General features: G+C 60.4%; 22 protein-coding genes. 5 read left to right on the forward strand and 17 right to left on the reverse strand.

Annotated features, from left to right (window positions below; genetic code table 11):
• Positions 1 to 23: 23 nt before the first annotated feature.
• From AXG89_RS14155 to AXG89_RS14185, 7 genes are all read right to left on the reverse strand, one after another.
• Positions 24 to 2459 carry an ATP-binding protein gene (locus tag AXG89_RS14155; protein WP_082771422.1) on the reverse strand — a complete coding sequence of 812 codons (2436 nt, stop codon included), beginning with the start codon at positions 2457 to 2459 and terminating at the stop codon, positions 24 to 26.
• Positions 2456 to 3055: a biliverdin-producing heme oxygenase gene (locus AXG89_RS14160; protein WP_062170618.1), complete on the reverse strand. Its 600-nt coding sequence runs from the start codon at positions 3053 to 3055 to the stop codon at positions 2456 to 2458. Before AXG89_RS14160 ends, AXG89_RS14155 begins: the two co-directional genes overlap by 4 nt.
• Positions 3056 to 3368: 313 nt before the next feature.
• Complete coding sequence (locus AXG89_RS14165; protein ID WP_061999505.1) at positions 3369 to 3659, reverse strand: hypothetical protein; 291 nt, start codon at positions 3657 to 3659, stop codon at positions 3369 to 3371.
• Positions 3660 to 3676: 17 nt separating this feature from the next.
• Positions 3677 to 6502 carry a DNA ligase D gene (gene ligD / locus AXG89_RS14170; RefSeq protein WP_062170010.1) on the reverse strand — a complete coding sequence of 942 codons (2826 nt, stop codon included), beginning with the start codon at positions 6500 to 6502 and terminating at the stop codon, positions 3677 to 3679.
• 28 nt (positions 6503 to 6530) lie between these two features.
• Positions 6531 to 7451 carry a non-homologous end joining protein Ku gene (ku, locus tag AXG89_RS14175; RefSeq protein ID WP_062170011.1) on the reverse strand — a complete coding sequence of 307 codons (921 nt, stop codon included), beginning with the start codon at positions 7449 to 7451 and terminating at the stop codon, positions 6531 to 6533.
• Positions 7452 to 7580: 129 nt separating this feature from the next.
• Complete coding sequence (locus AXG89_RS14180) at positions 7581 to 8138, reverse strand: DUF6013 family protein (protein ID WP_231941243.1); 558 nt, start codon at positions 8136 to 8138, stop codon at positions 7581 to 7583.
• 171 nt (positions 8139 to 8309) lie between these two features.
• Complete coding sequence (locus AXG89_RS14185) at positions 8310 to 9326, reverse strand: zinc-binding alcohol dehydrogenase family protein (RefSeq protein ID WP_062170012.1); 1017 nt, start codon at positions 9324 to 9326, stop codon at positions 8310 to 8312.
• 361 nt (positions 9327 to 9687) lie between these two features.
• Between AXG89_RS14185 and AXG89_RS14190 the strand changes: the two genes are divergently transcribed.
• Complete coding sequence (locus AXG89_RS14190; protein ID WP_062170013.1) at positions 9688 to 11064, forward strand: tetratricopeptide repeat protein; 1377 nt, start codon at positions 9688 to 9690, stop codon at positions 11062 to 11064.
• 295 nt (positions 11065 to 11359) lie between these two features.
• Here AXG89_RS14190 and AXG89_RS44625 read toward each other — a convergent pair whose 3' ends face one another.
• A complete protein-coding gene (locus AXG89_RS44625; RefSeq protein ID WP_442861737.1) occupies positions 11360 to 11542 on the reverse strand; it encodes a hypothetical protein in 183 nt (60 codons plus the stop codon).
• Between the two features lie 295 nt (positions 11543 to 11837).
• Between AXG89_RS44625 and AXG89_RS14200 the strand changes: the two genes are divergently transcribed.
• On the forward strand, positions 11838 to 12149 hold the full coding sequence (locus AXG89_RS14200; RefSeq protein WP_236873341.1) for a BrnT family toxin: 312 nt from the start codon (positions 11838 to 11840) through the stop codon (positions 12147 to 12149).
• A complete protein-coding gene (locus AXG89_RS14205) occupies positions 12124 to 12426 on the forward strand; it encodes a BrnA antitoxin family protein (protein ID WP_061999512.1) in 303 nt (100 codons plus the stop codon). Before AXG89_RS14200 ends, AXG89_RS14205 begins: the two co-directional genes overlap by 26 nt.
• Before the next feature lie 16 nt (positions 12427 to 12442).
• Here AXG89_RS14205 and AXG89_RS14210 read toward each other — a convergent pair whose 3' ends face one another.
• On the reverse strand, positions 12443 to 13660 hold the full coding sequence (locus tag AXG89_RS14210; protein ID WP_062170015.1) for a cytochrome P450: 1218 nt from the start codon (positions 13658 to 13660) through the stop codon (positions 12443 to 12445).
• Positions 13661 to 13773: 113 nt separating this feature from the next.
• Between AXG89_RS14210 and serB the strand changes: the two genes are divergently transcribed.
• Positions 13774 to 14619, forward strand: a complete 846-nt coding sequence (gene serB / locus AXG89_RS14215) for a phosphoserine phosphatase SerB (protein WP_062170016.1) — start codon at positions 13774 to 13776, stop codon at positions 14617 to 14619.
• A 19-nt stretch (positions 14620 to 14638) separates the two neighbouring features.
• Here the strand turns inward: serB and AXG89_RS14220 are convergent, their stop codons facing one another.
• The 4 genes from AXG89_RS14220 to rimO all read right to left on the reverse strand — a co-directional run bounded on the left by AXG89_RS14220 (position 14639) and on the right by rimO (position 19204).
• Positions 14639 to 15835, reverse strand: a complete 1197-nt coding sequence (locus AXG89_RS14220) for a cystathionine beta-lyase (RefSeq protein WP_062170622.1) — start codon at positions 15833 to 15835, stop codon at positions 14639 to 14641.
• Positions 15836 to 15924: 89 nt separating this feature from the next.
• The gene (locus tag AXG89_RS14225; RefSeq protein ID WP_075359539.1) at positions 15925 to 16581 is read right to left on the reverse strand and encodes a hypothetical protein; all 657 of its coding nucleotides are present in this window, start codon (positions 16579 to 16581) and stop codon (positions 15925 to 15927) included.
• Between the two features lie 13 nt (positions 16582 to 16594).
• Positions 16595 to 17791, reverse strand: a complete 1197-nt coding sequence (gene bktB, locus AXG89_RS14230; RefSeq protein WP_062170017.1) for a beta-ketothiolase BktB — start codon at positions 17789 to 17791, stop codon at positions 16595 to 16597.
• A gap of 21 nt (positions 17792 to 17812) precedes the next feature.
• A complete protein-coding gene (gene rimO, locus AXG89_RS14235) occupies positions 17813 to 19204 on the reverse strand; it encodes a 30S ribosomal protein S12 methylthiotransferase RimO (protein ID WP_061999516.1) in 1392 nt (463 codons plus the stop codon).
• Between the two features lie 218 nt (positions 19205 to 19422).
• On the opposite strand from rimO, the gene AXG89_RS14240 reads away from it, so the two are divergent.
• A complete protein-coding gene (locus tag AXG89_RS14240) occupies positions 19423 to 19923 on the forward strand; it encodes a GNAT family N-acetyltransferase (protein ID WP_086386583.1) in 501 nt (166 codons plus the stop codon).
• Positions 19924 to 19972: 49 nt separating this feature from the next.
• Here the strand turns inward: AXG89_RS14240 and AXG89_RS14245 are convergent, their stop codons facing one another.
• The 4 genes from AXG89_RS14245 to AXG89_RS14260 form a co-directional block, all read right to left on the reverse strand.
• Positions 19973 to 21025 carry a tRNA dihydrouridine synthase gene (locus AXG89_RS14245; RefSeq protein ID WP_082771423.1) on the reverse strand — a complete coding sequence of 351 codons (1053 nt, stop codon included), beginning with the start codon at positions 21023 to 21025 and terminating at the stop codon, positions 19973 to 19975.
• Between the two features lie 345 nt (positions 21026 to 21370).
• Positions 21371 to 21952: a polyhydroxyalkanoate synthesis repressor PhaR gene (phaR, locus tag AXG89_RS14250; RefSeq protein ID WP_061999518.1), complete on the reverse strand. Its 582-nt coding sequence runs from the start codon at positions 21950 to 21952 to the stop codon at positions 21371 to 21373.
• A 164-nt stretch (positions 21953 to 22116) separates the two neighbouring features.
• Positions 22117 to 22857, reverse strand: coding sequence for a 3-ketoacyl-ACP reductase (locus AXG89_RS14255; protein ID WP_061999519.1), 741 nt, complete (start codon positions 22855 to 22857; stop codon positions 22117 to 22119).
• 63 nt (positions 22858 to 22920) lie between these two features.
• The gene (locus AXG89_RS14260; RefSeq protein ID WP_061999520.1) at positions 22921 to 24102 is read right to left on the reverse strand and encodes an acetyl-CoA C-acetyltransferase; all 1182 of its coding nucleotides are present in this window, start codon (positions 24100 to 24102) and stop codon (positions 22921 to 22923) included.
• Positions 24103 to 24147: the final 45 nt, after the last annotated feature.

Raw genomic sequence — 24147 nt, forward strand, 5'->3', positions numbered from 1 at the left:
AGCGGGTGCTGCCTGGGTGCGTTTCAACCGGACGACGGCGCCGCGCGAGACTTGCGCCGCCTGCCGTCGGCATCTACGGAATCGGTCCTGAACACCTTTGGCAGCGAGAAATGGAACGCGGCCCCTTCGCCTTCGCGCCCTTCGGCCCACGTCCGGCCGTCGTGCCGCTCGATGATCCGGCGCACGTTCGCAAGCCCGATTCCGGTGCCGTCGAATTCTTCCGCACGGTGCAGCCGCTGGAACACCCCGAACAGCTTGTTCACGTACTTCATGTTGAAGCCGACGCCGTTATCCCGCACGCTCACGATGTATTCGTCGGTCGTCGAATTGACCGACAATTCGATTCTCGCCGATTCCCGCGTACGCGTGTATTTCACGGCGTTCGAGAACAGGTTGCGCAGCGCGATCTGCAGGAACGCCGGGTCGCCCGTGACACTCGGCAACTCGGGAATGATCCATTCGACCTTCCGGTTTGCGGTTTCCGCGCCGAATTCCTGGACCACCGACTGAACGAGCTGATTCAGGTCGACCTGTACCGGCCGCAACGCCGCACGGCCCATTTGCGAAAACGTCAGCAGATCATCCACGAGCACGCCCGCAAGCCGCGCCGAATCCAGCATATTGGTGAGAAAGCGCTTGCTGCGCTCCGATAGCGTCTCGCCCTCGGTCTCGCGCAGCAGGTCGCCGTATCCGGCAATGTGGCGCAGCGGCGCGCGCAGATCGTGGGAAACGGAATACGAAAACGCTTCGAGTTCCTTGTTCGCGCGGCTCAGTTCGCTTGCGAGTTCCGCGAGTTCTTCGGCCCGGCGCAACACGATGTTAAGCATCGATGCACGGAATTCAGCCGCTATTTCAAGTTCCACCGGCCGCCAGCGCAGTGACCGGTTGCGCACGATTTCGAGCCATGGCGCAAAGTCCTTGCGCGGCGCTACGCTGCCGTCCTGACTCGATACACGCTTGACCGGCTCGCCCGCCCATTTGATCGTGCGCGCGGTTTCGGGCCGGAACCAGATCACGTAATTGCGAAAAATCTGCGAGATGGGCACAGCGAGAATGCCGCTTGCCGTATCGATATGACGGGATGCGCGCGGCCACTCTTCAGGCAGTGCGTCGGTTGCATAAACGCCCTTCGTGCTCGATTCGAGCCATTGTGCGAGTGCGAGCACGGTATCGGCGTCGGGCGTGAAACCGATCAGCGTCACCTTGCCGTCCGCGACAATGGCCGCGCCCCGCGAGCCGGCGAAACACAACAGATCGTCGGGCGACGATTCCAGGGCCACACGGTAATCTTCGTGCTCCGAAAGCCTCGCGATCAGACGTGACATCGTGCTGCGCAAGCTTTGCAGGTAAGCGGCCTCGGCGCGCTCTTCCTTCGCCTCGATCTGCAGCGACACAAGCTGCCCAAGATGCTCGATCGCCATGCGCACTTCGAACGGTACGAGCTGCGCGTCGTGGTCGTGGCAGGAAATCAGGCCCCACAGCTTGCCGCGCACGATAAGCGACACCGACATGGACGCGTACGTGCCCATGTTGCGCATGTATTCGAGATGAATGGGCGAGAAGCTGCGCAGCGAGGTGTAAGTCAGGTCGGGCGGGCGGCCTGTGACAGGGCTGACCGGCGGCACGATCCGCACGGGTTTGGCATCGACGTCCGCGACCAGCCGCACGCGCTGCTTGACGTAGAGCGCACGCGCCTGACGCGGGATATCCGAGGCGGGAAATGTCTGGTTCAGGAACGACACGTAGCTGTCGTCCTTGCTTTCGGCCAGCACGTGGCTGCGGCCTTCTTCGTCGAAATTGTAGAGAAGCACGCGGCCAAAACCGGTCATCCGGCGCACTTCCTGGACGGCAAGTTCCGCCAGCTCGGTCACTGTCTCCACATCCTGCAGGCTGCGTGTGAAGGTGCGCACGAGCGGATACATGGATGCAAAGACATCCGAGTTCGAATGCCGCGCGATTTCGAGTTCGACGATCAGGTTGCCGTCATGCCGGTGGATGGTGATATCGAACTCGGGTCCATCGACGGATGCAATCGGTCGTTCCTGTGCCGATGCCGCCGGCAGATGAAGCACGTTTTCCACCACGCCGATGTAAAGCGGCGTCTCATCCAGCTCGGCGCTCGCCACGGCATGCGCGATCTGTTCTGCGGCAGTTATGCCGAGCAGTACATCGACCGGTTCGCCCAGTAGCTGCTCGACAGGCCGCTTTGCAAGCACTGCAAGATTTTCGCTCGCCTGCAGGATAGTCAATGTGTCGGACAGACACAGCAGATAGCCATGCGGCTGGATGCCACCAGGGATATGGATGGGCTCGGCGTCGCATTGCGCATTGGCAGCGCCGGCTGCTAATGCGAGCTGGCGCGCCTTCATGTCAGGCAATGAAGAAGAATATGCGATGTCGCTGACCGCCGCGCGCGCTGTCGCATCAACGCCCGGCGTTGGCTCGGACCCACTGCTCATGCCGTTGCCCCCGAATCTGCGCGAACCGCGCCGAGCCAGTCGTGCAGTCCGTCGAATGTGGCAATCGCAGCCTCGAGCGCAGCATCGTATTGGTCACGCGGCACTTCACCGCTCGCCGTTTCGCGAAACGCATTCCACATGCTGCCGGTTCGCGGGCCGTAACCGTCGAAGTACGCGTTGCCCAAGCCGGCATCCAGGCTGAAGAGCTTGGCCACGTGCGGCGCGATGAAACGTCCGCCGAGCGTCGAGCCTTCCATGACATACATGGAACCGAACACACGGCCAATGGTGTTCATCGCAGGCAAATGGTCCACTGAAGGCGCTGTTTGCGCGCGGGCGGGGTCGCCGGTGAGAAACGACAGGTCAGCTTCGAGAAGCGCTGCCTTCCGACGTGCTTCAAAGAATTGGCGCAAGTGCGCCGGCACGGACCGCGCAGCCAGGTCTTCCCACGGCGCAACATAGCCATAAAAGCCGTCGAGCAGCGCGACATAGTCTTCACGCGGCCATTCGGGGCGCATCAGGTCCAGTTCGTTTTCAAGCCGCGTATGACTCTCGGCGGTTGCAGCCTTCAGAAGGGACAGAAGTTCGTATTGCATGGTCCGTTCATGGTTTTCCACGGGGTTGCGGCGCATTGGCCCACGTCGCATTACGACGATGCATGAGATCCGCAGCTTTTTAGCGGACACCTCGTTGCCGATGCAAGGCCGGCCGGCGTGCGCGAGGATATCGGCAAGGATTACCGAAAATCAATTTTTGCCAACTGCAAAAAGGTAAGAATAACTGCAGCGAACTCCCGCGAGCGCCTTTACCAGCTTGACTCACGCGCTGTCGCGTCAATTTTCGATACCGCGCGCCCATTCTACGCAAGAGGCGCTTTGTTGACCACGGGCAGCGATTACGTGTTGCGGGTCAGGGCTTGCGAGGGCTGTTCGTGTTCGCGTGCTCGTCGGTTTGCGTCCGCTCCTGATAGTCTGCGCCGCCACGGCGATCCGTATCTTCGAGTCCCCGCTCCAGATCCTCATGCGCCTGTTCCCCGACCTTGCGCGGCTCGCGATCATCTTGCGAGGCCGGGCTTTCATCGGTTTCATGCGGAAGCGGCGCGGCCGTATCGACCGCGCGCTTGCTTTCCAGTTCGCGGCCGTCGTCAGTCGGACCGGCTCGCGTGGCTTCGTCGTGGGATGTCTTGCCTTGCTGCGTCATTGCAACCTCCGGGCGGTTTATTTGATATCGAGCCGCTTTTTCATGGCAGCGGAGATGCGTTGTTTCGTCTTCCAGTACTCGGCCCATGGATCGGCGTCGAGTTCGTCCAGCCGCTCATGCAGATTGCCGATGTTCCATTGATCGCCGGCCGTGGTGGCATCGAGTTCATCCCAGCCGATCGGCACCGACGCCCCCATTCCCGGCCGTGCGCGCAATGAGTATGCGGCGACCGTGCTTGAGCCGCGGTTATTGCGCAGGTAATCGACGAAGATCTTGTCCTGACGATTCTGCTTGCCCATCTTCGCCGAGAAATATTTTGGCAACGCGCCGGCCATGTGCTGCGCGACGGCTTGCGAGAAACCCTTCACTTCATCCCATCCGGCTTGCGGCGTGAGCGGTACGACTACGTGCAAGCCCTTGCCGCCGCTCGTCTTGCAAAAGGAGGCAAGGCCGAGTTCTTCCAGCAGTTCGCGCGTGAGACGCGCGGCTTCCTTCATGCGGTCCCAGCCGAGTCCTTCGCCGGGATCGAGGTCGAAGACCATGCGGTCAGGTTTCTCCAGCTTCGCCGCAAGCGCGTTCCACGTGTGCATTTCAATGGTGCCCATCTGCGCCGCGCCGACGAGCGCGCCGACGTTTTCTATCGTGATGAGCGCCGGGTGTCCAGGATCGATACCCGGATGCTGTTTCACGTTCGGGATCGTGAGTTTTTCGCTGTGCTTTTGAAAGAACATCTCCCCGCCGATATCCCCTGGTGCTCGAACCAGCGACACGGGACGGTCCTTCAGATGCGGCAGCATCCAGGGCGCCACGGCTTCGTAGTAAAGGGCAAGGTCGAGCTTGCTGACACCCGTCGATGGATCGAGCACGCGCTCCGGATGGCTGATCTTCACGCCGGCAACCAGTTCAGCGCCGGCGGTTTTTTTCGCGGCGGCTTTCTTGGGCGGGGCTTTCTTGGCTGGGGCTTTCTTGGCGACGGCATTGGTTTTGCTCACCGACTTCGCCGCCGATTTTTTCGCGGGCGCCGCTGCGACTTCGTTTTCGTCGTTCAATGCGACCTCCTTCGTCGATTTCGGCTCTTCCTTCACGATCTCTTTCGCGGGTTTATCGGTTCTCAAACTGACGAACGATGCCTGCCGGACAATCCGCTCAGACGTCCACTCGGCAAAGTTGCACTCGGCGACGAGCTCCGGCGTGACCCAATGCACCGGCGTACGGCTGCGCTCTTTTGGCGCCGACGCAAACGGCATCTTTTGAATCTCGCGTTTATCGAGTTGCTTCTTGATATCGCGCAGGGTTCCGGCATTGAAGCCGCTGCCCACGCGGCCAGCGTATTGCAGCTTGCCTTTTGCATCGTAGACGCCAAGCAGCAAGGCGCCGAACTCGCCACGGCTGCCAGTAGGCTCCGAGTATCCGCCGACCACGAACTCCTGCCGCCGCCTGCATTTCAGCTTGATCCAGCTATTGCTGCGCCCAGACGTATAAGTGCTGTCGCGACGCTTGCCGATGATTCCTTCCAGCGCCATGTCGCACGCACTTTTCAACAGATCGTCCGCGCCGAATTCGAAGTCCGCCGAAAAGCGCAGTACGTCGTCGTCCAGCGGTTCCAGTAGCGCTTGCAGGATCGCCCGGCGCTGGATCAGCGGCACGTTGCGCAGGTCGTAACCATTCAGAAAAGGGATATCGAAGAAATAGATCGCGATGTCTTGCGGACGGTTTGTATCGAAGGCGTTCTGCAGCTTCTGGAAATTCGGCAGATCGTTGTCGTCCAGCACGACGGCTTCGCCGTCAAGCCATGCGTTCTGTACATCGAGCTTGTCGAGCGCCTTGACCTCACGGCTGAACTTGTCGGTCCAGTCGTGGCCGTTGCGCGTAAAGAATTGCGCTCGCGCTGCCTTTGGCTTTGCACCGCCCTCGCGGTCTATGCGGATCATGATCCGATATCCATCGAACTTGATCTCGTACGTCCAGTCATCGCTCGAAGGCGACGCGTCCACGAGCGTCGCAAGTTGCGGTTTCATGGTGGCGGGGAGTTTCGCCTTGACCGCGTCCTGGATGGCGGGGTTATCGGCGAGGGTGCGCAGCGATTCAGCGCTGCGGTTCGCGACGATGTCCGGCCGCGGCCGCTCGGGACTCGTTCCCTTGTCCTTGACGGCAGGCCGCTTTGGGGATGGCGCCGCTTTCGTCGTCTTCGCTGCGCTCTTGCGCTCGGCGCGCTCGCGCACCTCACCGCTTTTCGTGCGCGCGCCAAGCGAATCGCTCATCACACTGCCGGGCTTCTTGAGCAAAACGTCGTAGTCGGCTTCGTTGCGGGCTTCGTCGTCGCGTTCCTTGATCAGCAACCACTGTTCTTTGTCGCCATTGCCGCGCATATGGCTGCGCACGAGCGTCCAGCCGCCCTGCAGCTTGTCGCCATGAAGCACGAACTTGAGCTTGCCCTTTTCATACGTGGCGCGCGCTTCATCGATACTCCCGCTTTGCGGCTCCCACGTCCCGCGATCCCAGACGATTACGCTGCCCGCGCCGTAATTGCCTTCGGGGATCGCGCCTTCGAACGAACCGTAATCGATCGGATGGTCCTCGACATGCACAGCAAGCCGTTTAACCGATGGATCCAGGCTCGGCCCCTTCGGCACGGCCCACGACTTCAGCGTGCCGTCGAGTTCGAGCCGGAAGTCGTAGTGAAGCCGGCGTGCGTCGTGCTCCTGAATGACGAACGAAAGCTCGCTCGCCTGCGCCTTTTTCGATGCGCGTCGGGCTTTAGCTTTTTCAGCAGCGTCGCCGGAAGGTTCCGGCGTCTGGTTGAAACGCCGCATGCGCTGATAGGTTTCGAGTTTTCCAGCCATCGGCGGGTCCGCTTGACGGTTGCGTGCTTTAAGCGCGCTTGCGGCGCGTAGCCGTCTTGCGCGCCGGTTTCGCGGCGGCGGCCGGTTCTTCGGTGTCAGCCGCGTCGTCGCCTTGGTCAGCGGCCGCTTTGGCGCCGCGCTTCGCCGCGGGCTTGCCCTTCTTCAGGCTGCGTTTAAGCAACTCCGACAAATCCAGAATCTCCGCCGATGACTTCCGCGGCTTGCCTTCCTCGACCTCGGACACTTCCTCCGTGTGCCCTTCCTTCACCTTCTTTTCGACGAGCGCCATGATGTCTTCGCGGAACGTATCGTGGTAATCGTGCGGATTCCACGAATCGCTCATGTCGTCTATCAGGCGCTGCGCCATCTCCAGTTCTTTCGGCGTGACGCCGGCTTTCTTCGGGTCTTCATCGGGTAGCTTGAACTGGTCAAAATCGCGCACTTCGTCGGCCCAGCGCAAGGTGTTGAGCGCGAGAGCCGGACCAACCGGAATCAGCGCGGCCAGATGCTGCTTGTTATGCAGCACCACGCTCGCGATACCGACCTTCCCCGATTGTTTCAGCGCGTCGCGCAAAAGCGCGTAGACCTTTTCGCCCTTGCGGTCGGGCGCAAGGTAATACGGGGTGTCCAGCGACAGAAACGAGATGTCGGGCGCTTCGACGAACGCGAGGATATCGACGGTTTGCGTCGATTCTGGATTGGCCGAGCGGATTTCGGCGTCGCTCATCACGACGTATTTGCCCTTCTCGTACTCGAAACCGCGCACGATGTTGTCGCGCGTCACGTCCTTGCCGGTGTTCTTGTTGAACTGCTTGTAGCCGATGGGATCCATCGAGCGTTTATCGAGCAGGTTGAAGCCCACTTTCTCCGACTGCGTGGCCGGATAGAGTTGCACGGGGACGTGGACCAGCCCGAAGCTGATCGCGCCTTTCCAGATCATGTGTGGCATCGTGCTTGACCTTCCGACGAGCGGTTTATCGACGTTGCGGTTGACGGTGTTGGCCCGCGCCAGCGGGCGCGGACCGTCAACGCTCCGCAGAAAACGTGCCAGATGGGAAAGCGCCGTGGCGCCGTGGTTTTACTTGCGGCTTGCGCTCACGGTGAGCTTCGTACCGTCGCTGAGCGTCACCGATTTTTCGGCGCCACCGGTCGGCATCGTGAAATGTGTCATCTGGCTAAAGGAATTATCGGTGGGACATTGCAGTTTTTTGCCGGCTACAGTAACCGCCGTCGCGGCACGCGGCGTGTGGCCCTGGAAATTCATCTGGACATCGGCGTCACCGTTGCTCGCAATCACCGCCGCAAAGCGGATCTTCACCTGGCGCACCGTGACGCCGCTGGCGTTGCGGATGGAACCCACGTCCGGACAGGCGTCCGGCACGTTTTGCGCGCCGCCGGGAGGTTTGCTCTGCCAGGTGAAGTCATCGGTCTGGCCGGAGCGGATCGTGCGTGTTTCCTGTTCGTTACCCCACGCCTTGGACGCCATCTTGACCGTGTATTTGATCGGGCCGTCGTTGGCGACTTCGGACATCACCTTGATGCCGGGCGTTGCATGCGCCGACACCATACAAAAGCACAGCGCGAATGCCGTACCCGCAGGCCGGCAAAACTGAGCGAAACCCGAACGATCGATCATGCGTTGCCCTCCGTTTGCACCGTCACGCGAGATGAACACGACGGCGCCGAGGAGGCTCGGACCGCGCGCGAGGCGCGTCCAGTCTAGCGCGACGCGCGCCGCGGGCTTCTCATGGGAAACCCGCGGCGCGCGCAGCGTGCAACGCAATGGCAGATCAGTTCAGACGGCGAATCAGAACCCTGTCATCACCAGCTTGCCGATCGCACGCCCTTCTTCCAGAAGGCGATGCGCCTCGCGCAAGTTCGCTGCGTTGATCTTGCCGAGATCACGGCCGAGCGTCGTCTTGATCGTGCCTGCGTCGATCAGTCGCGCCACTTCGGTGAGCAGTTTGTGCTGTTCGATCATGTCGGGCGTGCCGAACATAGCGCGGGTGAACATGAATTCCCAATGGAACGCGGCACTCTTCGCCTTCAGCAATTCGACCGCAATCGGCATGCTGTTTTCGACGATCGTGCAAATCCCGCCTTGCGGGGCGATGACCTCGGCGGCCGCGGGGAAATGCTTGTCGGTATCGTTGAAGATCAGCACGTAATCGACCTGCTCAAAACCCGCGTCCTTCAATTGCTTCGGCATGTCGCCGAAGTGATCGACTATATGATCCGCGCCCAGCTCGGTCGCCCATTTCGCCGATTCCGGCCGCGACGCGGTCGCGATCACCCTCAGCTTCGCCACTTTCTTCGCGAGCTGAATCCCGATGGAACCCACACCGCCCGCGCCGCCCACGACCAGCACCGACTTGCCCGCGTCCTTCCCTTCCGCCGATACCCCCAGCCGGTCGAACAACGCTTCCCAGGCGGTGATCGTGGTGAGCGGCAACGCGGCGGCATGCGAAAAATCAAGCGATGCCGGTTTCTTGCCGACGATGCGTTCGTCGACGAGATGAAACTCGCTGTTCGTACCCGGCCGCGTAATGCTGCCCGCGTAAAACACAGGGTCGCCCACTTTGAACAGCGTGACGTCCGGGCCGACCGCCTCGACTGTGCCCGCTGCATCCCAGCCGAGCACGCGCGGCGACTCTTCGACCTTGTCCTTCGGCGCGCGGACCTTGGTATCGACAGGATTCACGCCGATCGCTTCGACCTTTACCAGCAGGTCGCGTCCGGTTGGCGCGGGTTTGTCGATTTCGACGTCCATTAGCGATTCGGGGTTGGAAATCGGCAGGTAACGGGTCAGGGCAATGGCTTTCATGGATTAGTTCCTTCGAAGGTTTCCAGCTTCAGGCTGCAAGGTGTGAACCCGATCCTAGGGGCTTTCGGCTTCACAAAGAACCCAGCAATCGATAAAACATCTTCGCTTAAAAGACGAAAATGCGCCCGCTAGAGTTACCTGGAACGAGCTCTTTCAGGGGCAGACGCCCGTTCCTGCGGGGATAACGCGGCCAGCGAAGCTTGCAATTTACATTTCTCCTGTCAACCCGCCCGATTATCTCAAATTCATTCATTTTTTTAAGAACCTTCGATAAATCAGCCGTGGTAGCATCGTTCTCTATATTTATTGAGCGCGTGATTTGTTAAATTAATTAATCAATATTTTGATTTAAACTTGAATTATGCAAGACGAACAAAACACGCTTCACGCTGCTTTTACAGCGCACCAGCGCGGTGACTATGCGTTAGCCGAAGAACAGTACAAAGCAATCCTGGAAATTAACAAGCAATCAATTGCGGCATTGACCAACTATGGCGTCTTGCTAGCCCAGTTGAAGAGGTCAGCCGAAGCACGTGCCCACTTCGAGGCGGCGCTAAAAATCACGCCGAACGACGTCGGATTATTAAATAACCTTGGTCGATTGACGCTGGATCAGGGTGATATTGAAGCCGCTGAAAAGCTGTTCCGCAAGGCGTTTGCACGCAACAAGACAGACGTGACAACACTAGGCCATATTGGATTGATCAAAAGCTGTTTATCGGACCTGGCTGATGCGGAAAAGTGGTATCGGCGCGCGCTTGAGATTGACGAATCAGCCGACTGGGTAAGTTACAACCTGTCCGTCAATCTGCTTGCACAAGGTCGCTTCGACGAAGGATGGCCCTTGCATGAAGCCCGATTTTCAAAGCGGTGGGATGCCCGTCCAGTCAATGCGCCAGAGTTGCCGTTTCCACCATGGCGCGGGGAAAACCTAGTCGGCAAATCGATTCTGGTCATTGGCGAACAAGGGCTGGGCGACGAAATCCAGACGGTCCGTTACGCAGCTTCGCTCGCCGCGGCCGGCGCAAGCAAGGTTACGTGGGCCTGCAAGCCCACGCTGGTTAGCCTGTTCGCGAGCATTGGAGAGGTTGATTTTCTTCCGTTATCTCCTGGCATGTCGGTAAATCGTCACGACTATTGGGTGCTCTCAATGAGTCTGCCGTACCGTTTTCATACGGCAGTCAGCACAATTCCGGAAGCCGTTAATCCATATCTGCGCGCGCCCACCATAAGAACCGGCGTCATTCCACAAAGCGATACGCTGCTTAAAATTGGATTGGTCTGGAAAGGAAGCAAGCAGTTAAAGAACGATAACAATCGTTCAGCGTCGCTGGTCGACTTCAAACTCTTGTTGGAATTGAGCTCAATCAAAGCAGTTCATTTCTTCAGTTTGCAAAAAGGCGAAGGTGAAAGTGATGCGCGTGAGGCAGACGGTCGGGGAGAACTTGTCGATCTGAGCGGTGAGCTCCACGACTTTGCAAATACAGCGGCACTAATCAACCAGCTCGATTTGATTATCACGGTCGATACCGCGGTCGCCCATCTCGCGGGGGCCCTGGGCAAGCCGGTCTGGATCATGTTGCCTCACTTCGGAACTGACTGGCGCTGGATGACAAAAAGTGAAACGTCAGCCTTGTATCCAAGCGCCCGGCTCTTCCGTCAGCCCCGGCCGGGTCGAGACTGGTCGAGCGTCATTGCTCAAATGCGACGGGAACTCATCTCGAGGCCAGGTGCTTGACGACGCTAGGCGCTGCGCGTTGTTGGCCACGCGAGGCGCGAGCGGCGCTTCCGCAGACCCACGAAAGCGAGCACGCGCATCTCGTGTTGCGGCGTCGGCCAGCCGATACGGCGTATAGGCGGCAACACAATAGTCGCCCGCTCGCCTTACGGGGCGAAGGCGACAAGCCTGCGCACAGATGAATGCCGAACAAGCGGAAAATTAGAACCCCGTCGTCACCATCTTCCCGATCGCACACCTTTCGTCCAGAAGGCGATGCGCCTCGCGCAAGTTCGCTGCGTTGATCTTGCGGAGATCACGGGCGCTTCGGCATGTCGCCGAAGTGATCCACGTTGTGATCGGCGCCCAGCTCGTTGCCCATTTCGTCAATTCCGGTCGCGTGATGCTCCCCGCATAGACGACCGCGTCGCCCATCTTGACCAAGCGTGATGTCCGGACCGACCGCCTTCACCGTACCCACCGCATCCCAGCTGCGCACGCGCGGCGACTCTTCGACCTCGTCCTTCGGAGTGTGGGTCCATCTTATGGACTTCCACCTTCGCGGAAAAATACGGTAATCGCTAAAAAATCTTCTTCCGAATCGCGAAGATCGATAAACGAAAGTGACCCTCTAGGCCAACACGTATAGGACTAGGCCAAAGTTCATCTCAAAGAAATGGGAATAAGAGTTTTCCGATTTTAAATAATTTTTAGCCCTCAGATTATTCCTAACGAGACATCGATACGGCCTTTAGACCGGCGCGATCCATAGTTCGTCGGTGTACATTGAAAGCTTGCATATCCAGATTTTTGGGGGTACATTATTAATGCCAATCTCGTACAACGTACTGAAAAGCGAGACGAACATTCGGGAGCGTGGCCTGTCTTTCGAGGCGGTCCGCGACCTGGATATGACAACGGCGCTGGTTGTCGAAGATATCAGGAAGCTTTACGAGGAGCGGCGCTTCCAGGTGCTTGGCTTAATTGAAGGCAGGTTTCACATGCTGGTTTTTACTCCGCGCGGCGCGAAGATGCACGTGATCAGCCTGCGTAAAGCAAATTCTCGCGAGATAAACAGATATGAACAAGCAAATCAAAGAAGTTAAGGATCTGGCGCCGGAAGACAATCCAGAATGGGGTGATACCGAATTCGCCCGCGCGCGTCCGGCCTCGGAGGTCTTGCCGGAGCTTTATGGCCAGGAACGCGCGCAGGAATTACTGCGTCCGCGCGGTCGGCCCAAGCTCGAGAACCCTAAACTGCCCGTCAAGTTGCGGATCGATCCGGATGTGGTCCATGCGTACAAGGCACAAGGCGACGGCTGGCAAACACGCATGAACGCCGCGTTGCGCCATTACGCCATGTCGCACGGTCTGATGCGTTGAAGCTGCAGCGCGTCTGTCATTCCACCAGAACCGGCGCTTCCACAAAACCACGGAAGCGAGCACGCGCGGCTCGCGTTGGGGCGCCACTCAGCCGATACGCCGAAAAGCGCGCCACGAATCGTCCGATCGCGATTCGGGCCTCAAGACGCGCGAGCGACAAACCCGCGCACTGGTGAATGCCGAATCCGAACGCAAGGTGGCGGTTCGGCTCACGGGTGATATCGAATGTTTCGGCATGATCGAATTGCTCCGGGTCGCGATTCGCCGCACCAATGCACAAGGTTACCGGCGTCCCGCACGGTACTTCAATGTCCGCGATCTGCGTATCCGCCGTTGCTATCCGGTTGCCGAGCTGATTCGAACTTTCGTACCGCAGGCATTCCTCAATCGCGCTTTCAATCAGCTCCGGCCGGGCCCGCAGCCGCGAGCGTTGCTCCGGCCACTGTGCCAGCAGGACAATGCCGTTGCCGATCAGATTCGTGGTCGTCTCGTGGCCCGCGTTCAAGATGAAGATGCAGTTGTGCAGCAATTCGGCTTCGTCGAGCGTTTCGCCGTCGGATTCACTTTGGATGAGACGCGTCAACACATCGTGCTGCGGATCGCCGGGATTTCTCCGGCGGCGTGCCACCAGCGTCACCAGATAATCGATGAACTCCGTCACCGCGCGATTGCCCTTCTCGTGCTGCTCCACGGTGAGCGCCGGCTCCAGCGCGCCGAGAATCGCGAGGGACCAGTCGCGCAGCGGCGCGCGTTCGTCGTGCGGGACATCGAGCAGATTGCCGATCACTTCGACCGGAATCGCCGATGCAAACTCGCCGATCAAATCGATCTCGCCACGCTCGGCGGCCTGATCGAGCAGAGCATCGACAAGACTCACGAGGCCGGGTTCCATCGCGGCGATGGCGCGTGCCGTCAACGCGCCCGCTATCAGCTTGCGAACGCGCGTGTGCCGCGGCGGATCGTTGAAGACGAGGCTGGTCGTGTGATGTGCGAAAAGGGGACTGTCGGCGCCGTACTTCGGGCCGAACTCTACGGTCTTGTCCGAACTGAAGGTCTTCGGATCGCGATATACCGCCTGCACGTCTTTGTATCGTGTGAGAAAGAGCGAACCGTCCGGCATTCTCTTGATCGGCTCGGTGGCGCGCAACGCATCGTAGACCGGATAGGGATCGGCGTAGAACGCGGCGTCGAGCTGGCGCAGGTCGAAGGCGCGTGCGTGGTCGGTCGGGGTCATGCGGGTCTCCGTTATGTCATCTGACGTTCATGATAGCGGCGTGGCGCGTGCGTTCGCCATCGGTCGGGACCATTACAATGACGGTCTTTCGCCGCTTAATATTCCCTCCCGCCATGAATCTCGTCATCCAAAGCCTGGAACCGATCGCCGATACCCATCTGAAACCGCTCGCCGCCCTCGCCCGTTCGCGGCAAACGGAGCGCGCGGCCGCTGACGGCACGGTGTTGCGATTGAGCGGCGCTGATCCGCTGCAGCGTCCGGACATCGATGCCTATTGCGGCACACATCGGCTGGATTACGCGTTCGTGGCACCGGACGCGCGGCTTGCCGACTTCGGCCTGGTTGCAATGGACATGGATTCGACGCTGATCACGATTGAATGTATCGATGAAATCGCCGACTTCTGCGGGCTGAAAGCGGAGGTCGCGGCGATCACGGAAGCGTCGATGCGCGGCGAAATCAAGGACTTCAACGAGAGCCTGACACGGCGCGTCGCGCTGCTGAAAGGACTCGATGCAAACGCGCTGGAGCGCGTGTACGAGGAGCGCCTGCGCTTGTCGCCGGGCGCGGAAGTCATGCTCGCGGGCGCCCGCGCCGCCGGCCTGAAAACGCTCCTGGTGTCCGGCGGTTTCACGTTCTTCACCGAAAAATTGAAAGCACGCCTCGGCCTGGATTTCACGCGCGCGAACACGCTTGAAATTATCGATGGGAAGCTGACTGGCAAGGTGACCGGCGAGATCGTCAACGCAGAAGTGAAAGCCCGCACGTTGCGTGAAACGTGCACTCAGCTCGGGATTGATCCGAAGCGCGCCATCGCGATGGGTGACGGGTCGAACGATCTGAAGATGATGGCGGAAGCGGGGTTGTCGGTGGCGTTCAGGGCAAAGCCGGTGGTCCGGGAATCGGCGACGCTCGCGCTCAATTTCGTGGGACTCGATGGCCTGTTGAAACTCTTCTGAACGCCGCCGTTGGTTGTTCTCAGTCGCCCAGGCCATCCAGCGCGCGCTCCAGATCCGCGCGCAGATCGGCCTCCTCCTCCAGCCCGATATACAAACGCACCAGCACTCCCTCATGCGGCCACGCGCCGGCGGTGCGCATCGACTTGATGTTGTACGGCATGGCGAGGCTGTTCGCGCCGCCCCAGCTCCAGCCAATCGCGAAGTTTGCCAGCGCTTCAACGAAGGTATCGATTTGCGCCGGGCTGTAGCGCTTATCGAAGACCATGGAAAACAGGCCTCCCGCGCCCGTAAAATCGCGCTCGAAGAACTCATGGCCCGGACAATCCGGCAGCGCCGGATGCAGCACCGCCGCGATTTCCGGGCGTGTCTTCAGCCAGCGCGCCAATGAAAGCGCCGTCCGGTCATGCGCTTCGAAGCGGATTTTCATGCTCGGCAAGCTGCGCAACACCAGCGAACAATCGTCTGACGACACACCGATCCCCATGCGCATCCGCGCGGCTTTGATCCGGGCGTGGAGGGATTTATCGACGGTGATGATCGCGCCCATCAAAATGTCGCTCCCGCCCGACTGGTACTTCGTCAGTGCCTGCACCGAGATGTCGACGCCGTGTTCGAACGGCTTGAACGCGAGGCCGGCGGAGTAGGTGTTGTCGATTGCGGTCAGCACGTCATGTGCGCGCGCAACCTTCGTAATGGCCGGCACGTCCTGCACTTCCATGGTCACCGAGCCCGGTGCTTCCAGCCAGATCAGCCTGGTGTTCGGCTGGATCAATGCGTCGATACCCGCACCGATCAGCGGATCGTAATACGTCACTTCGAGCCCGAAATCCTTGGCGAGCCAGTCGGCGTGTTCGCGATTGGGCGAATACGCGTTGTCCGGAATCAGCACGTGATCGCCGGATTTGACGAGCGCGAAATACACATTCGATATCGACGATAACCCCGACGGTGCCAGCAACGCATGCTGACCGCCTTCGATCGCGGCGAGGCGTTGCGCCAATGCAAGCGATGTCGGCGTGGCATGCAGGCCATAGCGCCACTGGCTGTCGTCGTGCCAGACGAGGGCGCGCATGGTGGCGAGATCCGGAAACACGACCGTCGACGCACGCGCGACCGGCACCGAAAACGACTGGAAACCGGGCGTCAGCTTGTCCTCGGGATGGACGATGCGAGTCTGCAAACTAAGTTCTTTCGACGAATGGCTGGAATCGGTCATGGAAATGTCCTGCATGTCTGGGCTAAAAGAAAAAAGCGCCATCGCGAGAAGCCGATGACGCCGTATCACGCTGGACGGCTAAGTGCAAATCACTCGCCGATGATCACGTTGCTCGTCCCGCCCACTGCGTTGTTCGGCGGCACGGGCGCGGGTTCGAGCGACGGCGCGGCGGGCGGCGCGGCTCTCGGCGCGAGCGGCGCATTCGCACCGGCCGCACGGGCGGGCGGCAATCCGGCGCCGACCGGCTTGAGCTCGAACGGCACCGGGTTGGAATCGTCGGCGTTCATCCGCTCACCGGATACGCTGCCGTCGGCGGCAAACTTGCCGACCCAATTGCCCGTGATGTGCGTGCCATCGGTCGACTCTTCGATTTCGAGCGTATCGCCGTCGCGGTCTCCCGCCACCACGATCACCGTCGGACTTCCTGCGAACCGGTATTCGCCGTGAACGCCCGACGCTTCATCCGTCTTTGCGCCGAGCTTCATCTCGATCTGTTGGTCGCCGAGCGTACCTGCGTACACCGGAAACCGCGCAAATTCGGGGTTGGGCGTCAAGGGTTTTGCCGGCGGCAACGCCAGCGTCTCGATGGCTTCCGACGTCCCCGGCGCCCGCAGGCCCAGGTCGCCCGGCGTGGCCGCTGCACGCGCTGCTGAAACCGAGCGCGATCCATCGGGCGGCATGGCTGAATTACATCCGGCAAGCATCAGCGCTGCCGCCGCGAATGCTGCCACTTTCAATTGCGTCATCAATGGTCTCTGCTCAATCGCTACTTACACGTTCAAAAATTGCCGCGATACCCTGCCCGCCGCCAATGCACATCGTCACGAGCGCATATCGGCCGCCCGTGCGCTGCAGCTCGTACAGCGCCTTCACGGTGATCAACGCGCCCGTTGCGCCAATCGGATGGCCGAGCGAAATGCCCGAGCCGTTCGGATTGACCTTCGCGGGATCGAGCGCCAGTTCCTTCGATACCGCACATGCCTGCGCCGCAAATGCTTCGTTGGCTTCGATCACATCGAGATCGGCCACGCTCAATCCGGCGCGCTCCAAGGCCTTCCGCGTGGCCGGAACCGGTCCGATGCCCATGTATTTCGGATCGACGCCCGCATGCGCATACGAGACCAGACGCGCAAGCGGCCTGAGGCCGCGCTTCTCGGCCTCATTGCGTTCCATCAACACGACGGCAGCGGCGGCATCGTTGATACCCGATGCGTTGCCCGCCGTCACCGTGCCGTTTTCTTTCGCGAACACCGGCTTGAGCTTCGAGAAGTCTGCGAGCGTTGCATTCATGCGGACGTGTTCGTCGGTATCGAAGACGATGTCACCCTTCTTCGACGCCTGCGTCACCGCAAGGATCTGCTCCTTGAAATAGCCCCCTTCGAGGGCCCGCGCCGCCCGCCTGTGGGACTCCACCGCAAGCTCATCCTGCGTCTCGCGCGAAATGCCGTACTTCGCCGCGATGTTCTCAGCGGTCACGCCCATGTGAATGGAATCGAAGGGATCGTGGAGCGCGCCGAGCATCATGTCGACGAGACGGGCGTCGCCCATGCGCTGGCCGAACCGCGCGGCCGGCGCGAGATACGGCGCCCGGCTCATGCTCTCCGCACCGCCGCCGATGGCGATATCGGTATCGCCCAGCAAGATGGATTGCGCGGCGGAAACAATGGCCTGCAATCCCGATCCGCACAGCCGGTTGACGGTCAACGCCGGTGCGTGTTGCGTGACGCCGCCGTTCAACGCGGCGACGCGCGCCAGGTACATGTCCTTCGGCTCGGTCTGGATCACGTTGCCGAACACGACATGGCCGACGTCATCGCCGGACAGATCCGCCCGCGATAAAACCTCGCGCACCACACGTGCGCCAAGATCGGTCGGGCTGAAGTCCTTCAGAGCACCGCCGAAATCGCCGATTGCAGTCCGTACTCCACTGACCACCACCACTTCACGCTGCGTCATGAAAGCTCCTTTGTCCCGTTGTTAAACTTCGCCCCACAGGTCGTGGCCATCGGCGCCAGTGATCTTTACCGACACGAAGTCGCCCGCTTTATATCGTTTGGACGCTTTTTTCGCCGGTTCGATATACACCACGCCATCGATCTCGGGCGCATCGGCCGCAGTACGTCCGACGCCGCCTTCGGCGCTGAGTTCATCGACGAGCACTTTCAGCGTCTTGCCCACCTTGCGCTTCATGCGTTCCGCCGATAATTCCTCGGCCAGTTCCATGAACCGCGCACGGCGTTCCTCGCGGACTTCGTCGGGCAGCGCGCCGTCGAGATCATTCGCCGTCGCGCCTTCGACCGGCGAATACGCGAAGCAGCCGACCCGATCCAGATCAGCGATACGAATGAAGTCCAGCAGCGTCTGGAACTGCTCTTCCGTCTCGCCCGGGAATCCCGCAATGAACGTGCTGCGGATCGTCAGGTCCGGGCACATTGCGCGCCACTTCTGCACGCGTTCGAGCACTTTCTCGGCGTTCGCCGGGCGCTTCATGCGCTTGAGCACTTCGGGATGTGCATGCTGGAACGGAACGTCGAGGTACGGCAGCACGTGCCCTTTCAGCGGTCCCTCCGCCATCAAAGGAATCACTTCGTCCACACTCGGATACGGATACACGTAATGCAGGCGGACCCACGCGCCATATTGCGCCGCGAGTTCGCCCAGCGCACCGACGAGGTCCGTCATCCGTGTCTTGACCGGCTTGCCGTTCCAGAAGCCGGTGCGGTATTTGACATCGACGCCATAAGCGCTCGTGTCCTGCGAAATTACGAGCAGTTCCTTGACGCCGGATTTGAAAAGGTTTTCCGCTTCGAGCATCACGTCGGCGATGGGACGCGAGATCAGGTCGCCGCGCATCGACGGGATGATGCAGAACGTGCAGCGGTGATTGCACCCTTCCGATATCTTCAGGTACGCGTAATGGCGAGGCGTGAGCTTGATCCCGGCCGGCGGCACCAGATCGATGAACGGATCGTGCGGCTTGGGCAAGTGCTGGTGCACGTGGATCATGACTTCGGCCGTCGCGTGCGGACCGGTCACGGCCAGCACCTTTGGATGCACTTCCTCGATCAGGCCTGTCCCGCTGGCGCTCTTTTTCGCGCCGAGACAACCAGTCACGATCACTTTGCCGTTTTCATGCAGCGCTTCACCGATGGCGTCGAGGCTTTCCTGCACGGCTTCATCGATAAAACCGCATGTGTTCACCACCACGAGATCGGCGCCATCGTAGGAGCTGGAAATCTCGTAACCTTCGGCGCGCAGTTGCGTGATGATTTGCTCGGAGTCGACCAAGGCCTTCGGGCAGCCGAGGCTGACAAAGCCGACTTTAGGCGCCGAATGAGCCTTAGCCGTTGTTTCTAAATGATTTTTCACGGGACTTCCAGATGTGGGGCAGGCCGGGACCGCAACTCGCGTCAAGCGGTGTAGACCAATCCGATATTTTACCCGCAGACGGGCGCGTGCACGTTCGACGAGATCGAACCGGTGAGATTGACGGCGGCACACCTTAACTTTATTTCGAGATAAGCGATCGTCGCAAGGTCCCGTCATACAATTTGAGGCGATCGACCCGACAAGGCCCAAAGCACCAAGTGGCCGAACTGGAACAGGAAACAACCGTCATGAAAAATGCTTCCATACATATCCGCGTCGCAACCATCGAAGACGTGCCATCCCTTTTCGACGTTCGCACCAGCGTGCGTGAGAACCACATGTCCATCGCAGACCTGGCGTCTGTGAATATCACGCCGGAGACAATTGCCGCCATGCTGACCGGCGAAGGTCGCGGCTGGGTCGCAGAGGACCTTGGAAGGGTTGTGGCATTTGCCATGGCCAACGCGACGGAAGCGACGATCTTCGCGGTTTTTGTTCGACCCGAATATGAAGGAATTGGAATAGGCCGCCTGCTCATGCGCGAAGCGGAACAGTGGTTGTCGACTCGAGGCTGCGGTGAAATCTGGTTACGCACAGACCGGAATCCGAAAGTTCGCTCGAATGGCTTTTACCAGCGACTTGGCTGGAAGAATGAGGGCGTTCAGGAAGATGGGCAGAATCAGTACACAAAGCGCGTCGATAACGTCGACCAGCAATGACGATGGCGACACATGGGACGTTGCGCAAAAGCTATGGGGCCGCAGCCCGTTACGTCACCGAGCCGGCGATGAAGCGCCCGGTCAAATAGCGAGGCTTTACCGGATCGGGCGACCCAATGGCCGCACATTGAACGACCGGTGTTGAATCATCGAGTGCCATAGCGCGCTCGATCACTTCAAGAATTTCATACGCATCATGCAGGCGCCGAATCGCTGCGTGCAGCTCGGCAGCCTGTGGCCAGGTCCGCTTAAGATAGCCGAGCCACATCTTGACGCGGCCGTGCTCATGACGGGATGCCACCCGGAGTTGCAGTTTCCTCAGGTAATCGGCGAGTAGACCCCGCACGGCCGGCCATTCGTCGTCGGAAGGCGTCCGGTCCATTAGTCCGCGGATACGCAAAGCCAGGAACGGGTCCGAGACGGCGCCCCGCCCGATCATCACGTCCGCGCAGCCGCTGACCGCACGGCATGCGTCCCAGTCGGCCACGGTCCAGACTTCTCCGTTGGCTACAACCGGTACGTCCACGGCGGCGTCGATACGCGCGATCCATTCCCAGTGCGCCGGCGGCCGATAACCATCGTCCCGCGTTCTGGCATGCACCACGAGGGAGGCAGCGCCGCCCTCCGCCAGCGCCGTGGCGCAGTCGATCGCGAGCGAAGTATCGGATACGCCAAGCCGCATTTTTGCCGTCACGGCAATGCTGCGAGGGACTGCTGCACGAACGGACGAAACAATCCGGTGCAACTGTTCAGGGTGCGCCAGCAGCATCGCGCCGCCACCGTGCCGGTTGACGATCTTTGCGGGACAGCCGAAGTTCAGATCGATGCCATAAGGCGACAGACTGGCCGCCGTAGCCGCATTCAACGCCATCCATTCAGGATCGCTGCCGAGCAACTGGATCACCATCGGCGTGCCGTTGGGTGTTCGGCCTCCGTGGAGGACTTCAGGCGTCTCTCTCTCGTAGACACCCCGGGGAAGCACCGACCCCGTTACCCTGATGAATTCGGATACGCAGCCGTCGAATCCGCCGGTGCTGGTCAGCACATCGCGCAGCACGTAGTCTGCGAGCCCTTCCATGGGCGCAAGAAGCAGCCGGCTCATGCGAAAGCCTCGCCTGAGCAGCGTCTGCGAATTTTACAGGCGTCCAAGTGAACTCAACCCCACCTTGGGCACAGCGGGATTAGCGATCAGGGACATTTTTTACTCTGGTGTTGTAAGTGACGTATGGCTTGCGGCAAGCCGGCCTGGAACGAAGCTGACCAGCCGGGCAGCGCGCGCTGTCGCTGGCGTCACCGCTGGAAAAGCAGGACAGAAGACGCTTGGAAGGGAAAGACCCGGCGCGGCTGTCGTCACAAGGCGACTGTTCGCCCAGGCGCCGCACCGCAAACCGTCATTGTACTGTGAGCCAGGAATGGCTCACGGACGGCGTCAACCGGTCGGGTTCTGTTACTTCTTCTCCCCCGTCCCACTCGCGCCCGGCGGATTCGGAAACGGAAACGTGCTGAACATCGATTTCGCCTGGCTTTGCATCTGCTCCTGCATCTGCACGAACATGTTCTTCGACTGCTCGATATAGCTCGTCATCATCCCCTGCATCATCGGCGCCTGCATGTTCATGAACTGTGACCACACTTCCGGGTTCAGTTGCGTCCCGTTCCCGCCATCGATCAAGCCCTTCGACTGATCGGTGAGCTTGTGCTGGATATCGATGAACGCCTGGATATTCTTCTCCAGGTACGTGCCCATCATTCCCTGCATGGCGTTGCCGTAGAAACGGATGATCTGCGAAAGCATGACCGATGAAAACATCGGCAGCCCGCCGCTCTCCTCCTCCAGGATGATCTGCAGCAAGATGCTGCGCGTCAGGTCCTCGGACGACTTGGCGTCCATCACCTTGAACTCTTCCTGGTCGAGCACGAGCTGCTTGACGTCGGAGAGCGTGATGTAGGTGCTGGTTTCGGTATCGTAGAGCCGGCGATTCGGATATTTTTTTATGAGCCGTTCAGCGGATTTCTTTGTAGTGGTCATGTAACGCCTTTAAACGCAAAACTCAAACTGTGCCGGCGGACTTCATGCGCTTTGAGCGCCGGGAAGCCGCCGGTTCGTAGTGGGCGCCGGGGTCGGAAGGTCAAGCCATTCGCGGCACGGCGCGCAAGGTCTCCACGTTCTGTCGCGCGCAGTGCCTCGCGCCCTCAACCCATGTGCAGGCCGCCGTTCAGCGAGAAGTCGGCGCCGGTCGAGAAACCCGATTCCTCCGATGCCAGCCACGCCACGATCGACCCGATTTCCTCAGGCCGCCCGAGCCGGCGGACCGGAATGGTCGCGACGATTTTTTCGAGCACGTCCGGGCGGATCGACTTAACCATGTCCGTGCCAATGTAGCCCGGCGAAATGGTATTGACCGTCACGCCCTTGGTCGCCACTTCCTGCGCGAGCGCCATCGTGAAGCCGTGAATGCCGGCCTTCGCCGTCGAATAGTTCGTCTGGCCAAACTGCCCTTTCTGGCCGTTCACCGATGAAATATTGATGATGCGCCCGAAGCCGCGCTCGACCATGCCGTCGATCACCTGCTTGGTCACGTTGAAAAGACTCGTCAAGTTGGTATCGATAACCGCGGTCCAGTCCTCATGCGTCATCTTGCGGAACACCACGTCGCGCGTGATGCCGGCGTTGTTCACGAGGATGTCGATCTCGCCGACTTCGGCCTTGACCTTGTCGAACGCATTCTTGGTCGACTCCCAGTCGCCCACGTTGCCTTCCGACGCGATGAACTCGTACCCGAGCGCCTTCTGTTCCTCGAGCCACTTGACCCGGCGCGGCGAATTCGGTCCGCAACCCGCGACGACCGTGTAGCCGTCCTTGTGCAACCGCTGGCAGATGCTCGTGCCAATGCCACCCATACCGCCCGTTACATACGCTACTCGTTTAGTCATTGCTCGCTCCGTTTATCGTTATGCGCGCTGGTACAGCGCACCGTGCCCGCTCGCACGGCCTCCCTACGGGCGCTCGAGTGCAAGCGCCACGCCCATGCCGCCGCCGATACACAGCGACGCCAGCCCTTTCTTTGCATCCCGTTTCTGCATTTCGTGCAGCAGCGTGACCAGGATCCGCGCGCCGGACGCACCAATCGGATGGCCGATCGCGATTGCCCCGCCGTTCACGTTCACTTTCGATGTATCCCAGCCCATCTGCTGATGCACCGCGAGCGCCTGCGCAGCGAACGCTTCGTTGATTTCCATCAGGTCGAGATCGCCTGCAGACCAGCCCGCGCGTTCCAGGCACCGCTTCGATGCCGGCACCGGACCCATGCCCATGATCTTGGGATCGACGCCCGCATTCGCGTACGCCTTGATGCGCGCGAGCGGCGTGAGGCCGAGCGCGTCGGCTTTTTTCGCGGACATCACGATCACGGCTGCAGCGCCGTCGTTCAGGCCGGACGCATTCGCCGCCGTCACCGTGCCTTCCTTCGAAAACGCCGGTTTCAGCGATGCAAGCGACTCGGCCGTCACGCCGTGGCGCACGAATTCGTCGGTAGCAAAACGCACGGGGTCGCCCTTGCGCTGGGGAATCTCGACGGGCACGATTTCATCGTCGAAACGGCCGGACTTCTGGGCCGCTTCCGCCTTGTTCTGCGACAACGCAGCGAACGCGTCCTGGTCCGCGCGCGAGATGCCGTATTCCTTCGCGACATTTTCTGCGGTCACACCCATGTGGATGGAGTTGAACGCATCCCACAGGCCGTCGACGATCATCGAATCGATCAGCTTGGCGTCGCCCATGCGAAAACCATCGCGCGAACCCGGCAGCACGTGCGGCGCCGCGCTCATGTTCTCCTGTCCGCCTGCGACCACGATGTCGGCATCGCCGGCAATGATCGCGTTTGCCGCGAGCATCACGGCCTTCAGGCCCGAGCCGCACACCTTGTTGATGGTCATGCCCGGAACCGAATTCGGGAAGCCCGCCTTGATCAGCGCCTGACGCGCTGGATTCTGGCCGGAGCCGGCCGTAAGCACCTGGCCGAGGATCACTTCGCTGATCTGCTCGGGCTTCAGGTTCGCGCGCTCCAGCACCGCGCGCAGCACGATTGCACCGAGATCAGGCGCGGCGATCTTCGCCAGCGACCCGCCGAATTTGCCGACTGCCGTCCGTGCAGCCGATACGATCACTACGTCTGTCATTTCCGTTTCCTTTGATAATCGAAAGTGGTAGCCCGCTTCGGGAAG

The sequence above is a fragment of the Burkholderia sp. PAMC 26561 genome, assembly GCF_001557535.2.
Taxonomy (GTDB): Bacteria; Pseudomonadota; Gammaproteobacteria; order Burkholderiales; family Burkholderiaceae; genus Caballeronia.

Excerpts from the sequence above, each read along its gene's own strand:
- AXG89_RS14165 (WP_061999505.1), bottom strand. The coding sequence starts at position 3,659 with ATGACGCAGCAAGGCAAGACATCCCACGACGAAGCCACGCGAGCCGGT.
- ku (WP_062170011.1), bottom strand. The coding sequence starts at position 7,451 with ATGCCACACATGATCTGGAAAGGCGCGATCAGCTTCGGGCTGGTCCAC.
- serB (WP_062170016.1), top strand. The coding sequence starts at position 13,774 with ATGAATCTCGTCATCCAAAGCCTGGAACCGATCGCCGATACCCATCTG.
- AXG89_RS14185 (WP_062170012.1), bottom strand. The coding sequence starts at position 9,326 with ATGAAAGCCATTGCCCTGACCCGTTACCTGCCGATTTCCAACCCCGAA.
- AXG89_RS14160 (WP_062170618.1), bottom strand. The coding sequence starts at position 3,055 with ATGCAATACGAACTTCTGTCCCTTCTGAAGGCTGCAACCGCCGAGAGT.
- AXG89_RS14155 (WP_082771422.1), bottom strand. The coding sequence starts at position 2,459 with ATGAGCAGTGGGTCCGAGCCAACGCCGGGCGTTGATGCGACAGCGCGC.
- phaR (WP_061999518.1), bottom strand. The coding sequence starts at position 21,952 with ATGACCACTACAAAGAAATCCGCTGAACGGCTCATAAAAAAATATCCG.
- AXG89_RS14210 (WP_062170015.1), bottom strand. The coding sequence starts at position 13,660 with ATGACCCCGACCGACCACGCACGCGCCTTCGACCTGCGCCAGCTCGAC.
- AXG89_RS14260 (WP_061999520.1), bottom strand. The coding sequence starts at position 24,102 with ATGACAGACGTAGTGATCGTATCGGCTGCACGGACGGCAGTCGGCAAA.
- AXG89_RS14190 (WP_062170013.1), top strand. The coding sequence starts at position 9,688 with ATGCAAGACGAACAAAACACGCTTCACGCTGCTTTTACAGCGCACCAG.
- bktB (WP_062170017.1), bottom strand. The coding sequence starts at position 17,791 with ATGACGCAGCGTGAAGTGGTGGTGGTCAGTGGAGTACGGACTGCAATC.
- AXG89_RS14220 (WP_062170622.1), bottom strand. The coding sequence starts at position 15,835 with ATGACCGATTCCAGCCATTCGTCGAAAGAACTTAGTTTGCAGACTCGC.
- ligD (WP_062170010.1), bottom strand. The coding sequence starts at position 6,502 with ATGGCTGGAAAACTCGAAACCTATCAGCGCATGCGGCGTTTCAACCAG.
- AXG89_RS14225 (WP_075359539.1), bottom strand. The coding sequence starts at position 16,581 with ATGACGCAATTGAAAGTGGCAGCATTCGCGGCGGCAGCGCTGATGCTT.
- AXG89_RS14180 (WP_231941243.1), bottom strand. The coding sequence starts at position 8,138 with ATGATCGATCGTTCGGGTTTCGCTCAGTTTTGCCGGCCTGCGGGTACG.
- AXG89_RS14255 (WP_061999519.1), bottom strand. The coding sequence starts at position 22,857 with ATGACTAAACGAGTAGCGTATGTAACGGGCGGTATGGGTGGCATTGGC.
- AXG89_RS14245 (WP_082771423.1), bottom strand. The coding sequence starts at position 21,025 with ATGAGCCGGCTGCTTCTTGCGCCCATGGAAGGGCTCGCAGACTACGTG.
- AXG89_RS14205 (WP_061999512.1), top strand. The coding sequence starts at position 12,124 with ATGAACAAGCAAATCAAAGAAGTTAAGGATCTGGCGCCGGAAGACAAT.